Source organism: Vreelandella sp. F11, assembly GCF_042466685.1.
GTDB lineage: Bacteria > Pseudomonadota > Gammaproteobacteria > Pseudomonadales > Halomonadaceae > Vreelandella.
This window is the reverse complement of sequence record NZ_CP170448.1, coordinates 3091655-3102997: the sequence shown is the minus strand read 5'-3', so window position 1 is coordinate 3102997 and position 11343 is coordinate 3091655. Positions and strand designations below refer to the sequence as shown.

The following is an 11343-nucleotide window of genomic DNA, read 5'->3' as shown; positions in this document are numbered from 1 at the left end:
TAGGTAAGTGGAATCAAATAATGATCAAGCATTGATCCAGGGGTGACACATGGCAACTGCAACGGTAATCGCTATTTCAGGCCAAGCATGGGCGCGTGATGAAGCGGGTAATCTACGTGAACTGCGAATTGGCGACACGCTTCAGGAAGGCGAAACGTTAATTACTTCCAGTACTGGTCGCGTAGAACTAGATTTTGCTGACGGCACTGGCGCCAATGTAGTAGAAGGTGGCCAGGAAGTGGCTGTTACTGCCGATCTTGTTAGCGATCTTATCGTTGCTACTGAAGATGCTAGCGCCCAAGATGATGATCTTGACGCTCTGCTTGCTGCCCTAGACGACGAAGAGGGCGACCTGCTTGACCTTCTTGACGCGACTGCAGCCGGTGGTGGTGCCGGTGGTGGTGGCGGTGGTAGCGATTTCGTGCGTGTTGCTCGTATCGCCGAAGAAACTGACCCACTAAGCTTTAGCACTGAAGGTGGTTTAGAAGGCGCTGAGTTTTTTGAATTTGACGGTGGTACTTTTGCAACAGATACCGCAGATGAGGTGCCCGAGCCAGAGCTAACTCCTGAGCCAGAGCCAACACCGGCTCCCGAGCCAGAGCCTACTCCTGACCCAGAACCAATACCAGATGCTGGAGTAACTGATGTCATTACTCTAAGTGTTCCTCAGCAAGTCGTTGAAGGCGAGCCGATCACCGTTTCCGCCAGCGTTGGTAGCGCCCCCCAGGGTAGCCCGTTGGTTATTACACTGAATAATGGTCAACAGATCACTATTGCCGTTGGTGAAACAACTGGCAGCGTGACGTTCGCCAGCCGGGCGGACGACGTCTTCCAGCAAGGCGACGAGAGCCAGACCCTCAGCATCAGCGGCACCGACGGTGGCAACTACGAAGCTCTCGACACGACCAGCACCGCCACGGTGACCACGGTTGACGACAGCGACGTCACCACCATCACCCTGGACGCCCCGGAGACCGTCACCGAAGGCAACGACATCACCGTCACCGCCCGCGTGAACAACGCCCCGGCCACAGACCTCACGATCACACTGTCCAACGGTGAGCAGATCGTCATTGCCGCCAACGCCACCGAAGGCAGCGTGACGTTCGCCAGCCGGGCGGACGACGTCTTCCAGCAAGGCGACGAGAGCCAGACCCTCAGCATCAGCGGCACCGACGGTGGCAACTACGAAGCCCTCGACACGACCAGCACCGCCACGGTGACCACGGTTGACGACAGCGACGTCACCACCATCACCCTGGACGCCCCGGAGACCGTCACCGAAGGCAACGACATCACCGTCACCGCCCGCGTGAACAACGCCCCGGCCACAGACCTCACGATCACACTGTCCAACGGTGAGCAGATCGTCATTGCCGCCAACGCCACCGAAGGCAGCGTGACGTTCGCCAGCCGGGCGGACGACGTCTTCCAGCAAGGCGACGAGAGCCAGACCCTCAGCATCAGCGGCACCGACGGTGGCAACTACGAAGCCCTCGACACGACCAGCACCGCCACGGTGACCACGGTCGACGACAGCGACGTCACCACCATCACCCTGGACGCCCCGGAGACCGTCACCGAAGGCAACGACATCACCGTCACCGCCCGCGTGAACAACGCCCCGGCCACAGACCTCACGATCACACTGTCCAACGGTGAGCAGATCGTCATTGCCGCCAACGCCACCGAAGGCAGCGTGACGTTCGCCAGCCGGGCGGACGACGTCTTCCAGCAAGGCGACGAGAGCCAGACCCTCAGCATCAGCGGCACCGACGGTGGCAACTACGAAGCCCTCGACACGACCAGCACCGCCACGGTGACCACGGTCGACGACAGCGACGTCACCACCATCACCCTGGACGCCCCGGAGACCGTCACCGAAGGCAACGACATCACCGTCACCGCCCGCGTGAACAACGCCCCGGCCACAGACCTCACGATCACACTGTCCAACGGTGAGCAGATCGTCATTGCCGCCAACGCCACCGAAGGCAGCGTGACGTTCGCCAGCCGGGCGGACGACGTCTTCCAGCAAGGCGACGAGAGCCAGACCCTCAGCATCAGCGGCACCGACGGTGGCAACTACGAAGCCCTCGACACGACCAGCACCGCCACGGTGACCACGGTCGACGACAGCGACGTCACCACCATCACCCTGGACGCCCCGGAGACCGTCACCGAAGGCAACGACATCACCGTCACCGCCCGCGTGAACAACGCCCCGGCCACAGACCTCACGATCACACTGTCCAACGGTGAGCAGATCGTCATTGCCGCCAACGCCACCGAAGGCAGCGTGACGTTCGCCAGCCGGGCGGACGACGTCTTCCAGCAAGGCGACGAGAGCCAGACCCTCAGCATCAGCGGCACCGACGGTGGCAACTACGAAGCCCTCGACACGACCAGCACCGCCACGGTGACCACGGTCGACGACAGCGACGTCACCACCATCACCCTGGACGCCCCGGAGACCGTCACCGAAGGCAACGACATCACCGTCACCGCCCGCGTGAACAACGCCCCGGCCACAGACCTCACGATCACACTGTCCAACGGTGAGCAGATCGTCATTGCCGCCAACGCCACCGAAGGCAGCGTGACGTTCGCCAGCCGGGCGGACGACGTCTTCCAGCAAGGCGACGAGAGCCAGACCCTCAGCATCAGCGGCACCGACGGTGGCAACTACGAAGCCCTCGACACGACCAGCACCGCCACGGTGACCACGGTCGACGACAGCGACGTCACCACCATCACCCTGGACGCCCCGGAGACCGTCACCGAAGGCAACGACATCACCGTCACCGCCCGCGTGAACAACGCCCCGGCCACAGACCTCACGATCACACTGTCCAACGGTGAGCAGATCGTCATTGCCGCCAACGCCACCGAAGGCAGCGTGACGTTCGCCAGCCGGGCGGACGACGTCTTCCAGCAAGGCGACGAGAGCCAGACCCTCAGCATCAGCGGCACCGACGGTGGCAACTACGAAGCCCTCGACACGACCAGCACCGCCACGGTGACCACGGTCGACGACAGCGACGTCACCACCATCACCCTGGACGCCCCGGAGACCGTCACCGAAGGCAACGACATCACCGTCACCGCCCGCGTGAACAACGCCCCGGCCACAGACCTCACGATCACACTGTCCAACGGTGAGCAGATCGTCATTGCCGCCAACGCCACCGAAGGCAGCGTGACGTTCGCCAGCCGGGCGGACGACGTCTTCCAGCAAGGCGACGAGAGCCAGACCCTCAGCATCAGCGGCACCGACGGTGGCAACTACGAAGCCCTCGACACGACCAGCACCGCCACGGTGACCACGGTCGACGACAGCGACGTCACCACCATCACCCTGGACGCCCCGGAGACCGTCACCGAAGGCAACGACATCACCGTCACCGCCCGCGTGAACAACGCCCCGGCCACAGACCTCACGATCACACTGTCCAACGGTGAGCAGATCGTCATTGCCGCCAACGCCACCGAAGGCAGCGTGACGTTCGCCAGCCGGGCGGACGACGTCTTCCAGCAAGGCGACGAGAGCCAGACCCTCAGCATCAGCGGCACCGACGGTGGCAACTACGAAGCCCTCGACACGACCAGCACCGCCACGGTGACCACGGTTGACGACAGCGACGTCACCACCATCACCCTGGACGCCCCGGAGACCGTCACCGAAGGCAACGACATCACCGTCACCGCCCGCGTGAACAACGCCCCGGCCACAGACCTCACGATCACACTGTCCAACGGTGAGCAGATCGTCATTGCCGCCAACGCCACCGAAGGCAGCGTGACGTTCGCCAGCCGGGCGGACGACGTCTTCCAGCAAGGCGACGAGAGCCAGACCCTCAGCATCAGCGGCACCGACGGTGGCAACTACGAAGCCCTCGACACGACCAGCACCGCCACGGTGACCACGGTCGACGACAGCGACGTCACCACCATCACCCTGGACGCCCCGGAGACCGTCACCGAAGGCAACGACATCACCGTCACCGCCCGCGTGAACAACGCCCCGGCCACAGACCTCACGATCACACTGTCCAACGGTGAGCAGATCGTCATTGCCGCCAACGCCACCGAAGGCAGCGTGACGTTCGCCAGCCGGGCGGACGACGTCTTCCAGCAAGGCGACGAGAGCCAGACCCTCAGCATCAGCGGCACCGACGGTGGCAACTACGAAGCCCTCGACACGACCAGCACCGCCACGGTGACCACGGTCGACGACAGCGACGTCACCACCATCACCCTGGACGCCCCGGAGACCGTCACCGAAGGCAACGACATCACCGTCACCGCCCGCGTGAACAACGCCCCGGCCACAGACCTCACGATCACACTGTCCAACGGTGAGCAGATCGTCATTGCCGCCAACGCCACCGAAGGCAGCGTGACGTTCGCCAGCCGGGCGGACGACGTCTTCCAGCAAGGCGACGAGAGCCAGACCCTCAGCATCAGCGGCACCGACGGTGGCAACTACGAAGCCCTCGACACGACCAGCACCGCCACGGTGACCACGGTTGACGACAGCGACGTCACCACCATCACCCTGGACGCCCCGGAGACCGTCACCGAAGGCAACGACATCACCGTCACCGCCCGCGTGAACAACGCCCCGGCCACAGACCTCACGATCACACTGTCCAACGGTGAGCAGATCGTCATTGCCGCCAACGCCACCGAAGGCAGCGTGACGTTCGCCAGCCGGGCGGACGACGTCTTCCAGCAAGGCGACGAGAGCCAGACCCTCAGCATCAGCGGCACCGACGGTGGCAACTACGAAGCCCTCGACACGACCAGCACCGCCACGGTGACCACGGTCGACGACAGCGACGTCACCACCATCACCCTGGACGCCCCGGAGACCGTCACCGAAGGCAACGACATCACCGTCACCGCCCGCGTGAACAACGCCCCGGCCACAGACCTCACGATCACACTGTCCAACGGTGAGCAGATCGTCATTGCCGCCAACGCCACCGAAGGCAGCGTGACGTTCGCCAGCCGGGCGGACGACGTCTTCCAGCAAGGCGACGAGAGCCAGACCCTCAGCATCAGCGGCACCGACGGTGGCAACTACGAAGCCCTCGACACGACCAGCACCGCCACGGTGACCACGGTCGACGACAGCGACGTCACCACCATCACCCTGGACGCCCCGGAGACCGTCACCGAAGGCAACGACATCACCGTCACCGCCCGCGTGAACAACGCCCCGGCCACAGACCTCACGATCACACTGTCCAACGGTGAGCAGATCGTCATTGCCGCCAACGCCACCGAAGGCAGCGTGACGTTCGCCAGCCGGGCGGACGACGTCTTCCAGCAAGGCGACGAGAGCCAGACCCTCAGCATCAGCGGCACCGACGGTGGCAACTACGAAGCCCTCGACACGACCAGCACCGCCACGGTGACCACGGTCGACGACAGCGACGTCACCACCATCACCCTGGACGCCCCGGAGACCGTCACCGAAGGCAACGACATCACCGTCACCGCCCGCGTGAACAACGCCCCGGCCACAGACCTCACGATCACACTGTCCAACGGTGAGCAGATCGTCATTGCCGCCAACGCCACCGAAGGCAGCGTGACGTTCGCCAGCCGGGCGGACGACGTCTTCCAGCAAGGCGACGAGAGCCAGACCCTCAGCATCAGCGGCACCGACGGTGGCAACTACGAAGCCCTCGACACGACCAGCACCGCCACGGTGACCACGGTCGACGACAGCGACGTCACCACCATCACCCTGGACGCCCCGGAGACCGTCACCGAAGGCAACGACATCACCGTCACCGCCCGCGTGAACAACGCCCCGGCCACAGACCTCACGATCACACTGTCCAACGGTGAGCAGATCGTCATTGCCGCCAACGCCACCGAAGGCAGCGTGACGTTCGCCAGCCGGGCGGACGACGTCTTCCAGCAAGGCGACGAGAGCCAGACCCTCAGCATCAGCGGCACCGACGGTGGCAACTACGAAGCCCTCGACACGACCAGCACCGCCACGGTGACCACGGTCGACGACAGCGACGTCACCACCATCACCCTGGACGCCCCGGAGACCGTCACCGAAGGCAACGACATCACCGTCACCGCCCGCGTGAACAACGCCCCGGCCACAGACCTCACGATCACACTGTCCAACGGTGAGCAGATCGTCATTGCCGCCAACGCCACCGAAGGCAGCGTGACGTTCGCCAGCCGGGCGGACGACGTCTTCCAGCAAGGCGACGAGAGCCAGACCCTCAGCATCAGCGGCACCGACGGTGGCAACTACGAAGCCCTCGACACGACCAGCACCGCCACGGTGACCACGGTCGACGACAGCGACGTCACCACCATCACCCTGGACGCCCCGGAGACCGTCACCGAAGGCAACGACATCACCGTCACCGCCCGCGTGAACAACGCCCCGGCCACAGACCTCACGATCACACTGTCCAACGGTGAGCAGATCGTCATTGCCGCCAACGCCACCGAAGGCAGCGTGACGTTCGCCAGCCGGGCGGACGACGTCTTCCAGCAAGGCGACGAGAGCCAGACCCTCAGCATCAGCGGCACCGACGGTGGCAACTACGAAGCCCTCGACACGACCAGCACCGCCACGGTGACCACGGTCGACGACAGCGACGTCACCACCATCACCCTGGACGCCCCGGAGACCGTCACCGAAGGCAACGACATCACCGTCACCGCCCGCGTGAACAACGCCCCGGCCACAGACCTCACGATCACACTGTCCAACGGTGAGCAGATCGTCATTGCCGCCAACGCCACCGAAGGCAGCGTGACGTTCGCCAGCCGGGCGGACGACGTCTTCCAGCAAGGCGACGAGAGCCAGACCCTCAGCATCAGCGGCACCGACGGTGGCAACTACGAAGCCCTCGACACGACCAGCACCGCCACGGTGACCACGGTCGACGACAGCGACGTCACCACCATCACCCTGGACGCCCCGGAGACCGTCACCGAAGGCAACGACATCACCGTCACCGCCCGCGTGAACAACGCCCCGGCCACAGACCTCACGATCACACTGTCCAACGGTGAGCAGATCGTCATTGCCGCCAACGCCACCGAAGGCAGCGTGACGTTCGCCAGCCGGGCGGACGACGTCTTCCAGCAAGGCGACGAGAGCCAGACCCTCAGCATCAGCGGCACCGACGGTGGCAACTACGAAGCCCTCGACACGACCAGCACCGCCACGGTGACCACGGTCGACGACAGCGACGTCACCACCATCACCCTGGACGCCCCGGAGACCGTCACCGAAGGCAACGACATCACCGTCACCGCCCGCGTGAACAACGCCCCGGCCACAGACCTCACGATCACACTGTCCAACGGTGAGCAGATCGTCATTGCCGCCAACGCCACCGAAGGCAGCGTGACGTTCGCCAGCCGGGCGGACGACGTCTTCCAGCAAGGCGACGAGAGCCAGACCCTCAGCATCAGCGGCACCGACGGTGGCAACTACGAAGCCCTCGACACGACCAGCACCGCCACGGTGACCACGGTCGACGACAGCGACGTCACCACCATCACCCTGGACGCCCCGGAGACCGTCACCGAAGGCAACGACATCACCGTCACCGCCCGCGTGAACAACGCCCCGGCCACAGACCTCACGATCACACTGTCCAACGGTGAGCAGATCGTCATTGCCGCCAACGCCACCGAAGGCAGCGTGACGTTCGCCAGCCGGGCGGACGACGTCTTCCAGCAAGGCGACGAGAGCCAGACCCTCAGCATCAGCGGCACCGACGGTGGCAACTACGAAGCTCTCGACACGACCAGCACCGCCACGGTGACCACGGTTGACGACAGCGACGTCACCACCATCACCCTGGACGCCCCGGAGACCGTCACCGAAGGCAACGACATCACCGTCACCGCCCGCGTGAACAACGCCCCGGCCACAGACCTCACGATCACACTGTCCAACGGTGAGCAGATCGTCATTGCCGCCAACGCCACCGAAGGCAGCGTGACGTTCGCCAGCCGGGCGGACGACGTCTTCCAGCAAGGCGACGAGAGCCAGACCCTCAGCATCAGCGGCACCGACGGTGGCAACTACGAAGCCCTCGACACGACCAGCACCGCCACGGTGACCACGGTTGACGACAGCGACGTCACAGACGTCAGCATTAGCGCGATTGTGACGAAAACATCCGTCATTAACGTTGGCAATGTGGATAATACCGATAGCTTTACCGTCACGGCCTCCAACCCTAATGGTAGTGAAGGGACTATTTCCAAAGTGACGGGAACCAACCATGATGGATTTGGTGTGGTCGGAGCCACTACCGGCGGGGGAGCGAGCAGCGAGCTTGGTTTCGGCAATGCAGGTAGTGAAAGCATCATTGTCAACTTCAATAACGAGGTGAAAAACTTCGACGTTCAGTTCGCTTGGCGGAACAACAATGAACGAGCAAAAGTAGAGTTCTTTGACAAAGACGGAAACTCTGTTGGTTCAGCGATTGTTTCGGGTGGCGGTACATCAACAGAAGCCTTGGTTACTTACTATGACGCCAATGGCGATGTAACCAGGACTGAGCGGGCGCAGGGCGGCTCTGACCGCGTTGACAATGCCTATACCTTTGAACCGGGAAGCGGCGACACATTCACAAGCGCCGAGTTCACGGCGGTCGGCTATGACGACGACTATCTGATCCACGCAATCGCCTACAAAGAAGTAATGAACGGTGATGCGACCAGTATAGGGGGTGCCTCTGACGTCACCTTTGAAATCGAGACGTCTAATCCACCCGATGAAAGTAAGTTCGACTTCATTGACACTTTCCCGACAGCCACGGTCAATATCGGTGGTCAAGAGTACACGGTTAATCTTGATCGTAACGGGAAGGGCAGTGTCTCCGTGGAAACGGATGGCCAAAGCGATCTGACTGCTGAGGTTATTAGCGTTAACGGTAACTTTGAGAACGTTGATGTCCCTATCAGCCTGACGCTGTACAAGGGCGATCTTGAAACCGCGAATAATGGTGATAACAATATTCAGGGTGGTCAAGGCGACGACGTTCTACTGGGTGACTTGGGTGGTAATAAAATCGTTACCACTCCTGGTCAGAACTATAATGTCTCGTTGATTGTGGACTCTTCAGGGAGTATCGCCAATCAATTGACCATGCTGAAGAATGCACTTAATAAGCTCGCTGATCAGCTTGTCAATCACGATGGAACCATCAACTTCCAGCTTGTCAGCTTCGACAGCAATGCTGAAACTTTATTGGCGCTGAGTGACATCACGAATACGGATGATGCACTTAGCACAATTAAGTCAGCCATAAATAGCTTGGATGCAAATGGCGGTACGAACTATGAGGCCGCTTTTGTAGAAGCCAAGCAGTGGTTCGATGGCCAAGGGAACGACTATGAGAATCTGACTTTCTTCCTAACGGATGGCGATCCAACCTATCATCTTGATGCGTCGGGTAACCCCACTAGCGATGGTAGCGGCTCTCAGACCAGTCAGGGGAATTTACAGAATGCTCTTGATGCCTTCACACCCCTGTCGAATATAAGCATTGTGCATGGTATTGGCTTGGGAAGTGATAACGTTAATGAAGAGTATCTAAAATTCTTCGATAACACTGAGACGCTGGGGCAAGGTAGCGTTTCATTTGGTGCGTCAGAGCTTACATTGGCGGACTTTAAAGGATCCAATGACCAGCTCGATAATTTGAGTAAATGGATCAAGCTAAGCAATAGTGACGCTTCAGGCAATGTTACCAAGACGTATGGTGAGTTCTTGACGATCCAGGACTCCACTAACTTTGGTGCCACTTTCGTAGTGAGCAGTGCCTTTGAGGTATCTGTTGGCGGAAGCCTGATTGAGTTTGATTACCGAACCTATGACTCACGCTCTGGTGATAAATTTGGGTGGAAGCTTCAGAAACAATCTGGTTCAAGTTGGGAAGATGTAAGCGATTTTAAAGCGTTGGCAATTTCGTCAGAATGGACAGATAACCAAAGTAGTGATCTTGCAGCGGGCGCTTACAGGCTAGTTTTTAGTGTTGAAGACAATAGCTTTTTTGGTGACTCTGACCTGGATATTGATAATATTAAGTTGACTACACCTAACTTGGTCAGTGGTCAGGTTGGTCAGCCATCATTGATCGATACTGCTGAAGATCTTGATAACGTGCTCATAAGTGGCTCCACCAATACGGAACTCGACGAGCTGGGCGATGACGTTGTCAACGGCGGGGATGGCAACGACATCCTCTTCGGTGACGCCATCAATACCGACGCTCTGGATTGGGCGGGACGTGAACTGCCAGACGGTTCGGGCATGGCTGCGCTGAAGGAGTATTTGAAAGTCAGCAACGGTGGAGAAGAACCTACCGAGCAGCAACTGTATGACTACATCAAAGCCGGTAACGCGGAACTGAACGTGGCAGGCGATACGCGCGGCGGAAACGACGAGTTGTATGGCGGCAAGGGAGACGACATTCTCTATGGTCAGGGGGGGGACGATCTGCTGGTTGGGGGAAAAGGCGATGACCTCCTCTTTGGAGGAGCTGGTGCTGATACCTTCGCCTGGGAATTTGGTGATCAGGGTACGACAGACCAGCCAGCGATGGATCAGGTAATGGACTTCACCCAGGGACAGTTTGGCACGGACGAAAACGCTGATAGGCTCGATCTTTCTGATCTTCTGAAAGGTGAGGATAGCAGCGAGTACATCTTTGCAGAGGAAGACAGTGCCGGTAATATCGTCTTAAATATCAGCTCTCAAGGCAGCCCGAGCGGGGCTGATCAGAAGATAGCTCTTGAAGGTAAGTCCTTTAGTGACTTTGGGGTCAATAATGGAGAGGATTTGATCGCTAAACTGATTACGGATGGTCAACTGAAAATCGACCAATAGTCTATCATTGTTCTATTGATTAGCTTGATAGCCGCTCTGAAAGGGGGCGGCTTTCTTAATTGCGAACAGCTTTCTTTAGAGGGGAACGATGCTCTACATCAACCGAAATACATCCGGCGAGATCCTAATGCTCAGCAAAGAACCAACGGCAGAGTGCAGCGAAATGATCGCACCTGACTCACCTGAGGTGCTGGCTTTTCTTGCCGAACAGCCGGAATCTTCCGCGAACTTTATCGCCTCTGACTTAGCGTTTGTTAGGGTGGTTGAGGATATTCTTGAGGTGTTACTGGATAAGGGGGTTATCACCTTCACTGACCTGCCGGAAGCCGCGCAGGCCAAGGTAATGGAGCGTAAGTCACTGCGGTCAAAAAATGATGTGGGTTTGCTAAGCGAAGACGATACTATCTAAAGTCATCGTCGCTTGGGGCGATATGTCATAAGTA

The 11343-nt window shown here is 60.1% G+C and carries 2 protein-coding genes; both read left to right on the top strand.

What is annotated here, in order from left to right; translation table 11 throughout:
• Window positions 1-49: 49 nt before the first annotated feature.
• Window positions 50-10900, top strand: coding sequence for an immunoglobulin-like domain-containing protein (locus ACFIOZ_RS14170; protein WP_386078886.1), 10851 nt, complete (start codon window positions 50-52; stop codon window positions 10898-10900).
• A gap of 88 nt (window positions 10901-10988) precedes the next feature.
• On the top strand, window positions 10989-11309 hold the full coding sequence (locus ACFIOZ_RS14165; protein WP_386078884.1) for a tryptophan synthase subunit beta like protein: 321 nt from the start codon (window positions 10989-10991) through the stop codon (window positions 11307-11309).
• The last annotated feature ends 34 nt before the right edge of the window (window positions 11310-11343 follow it).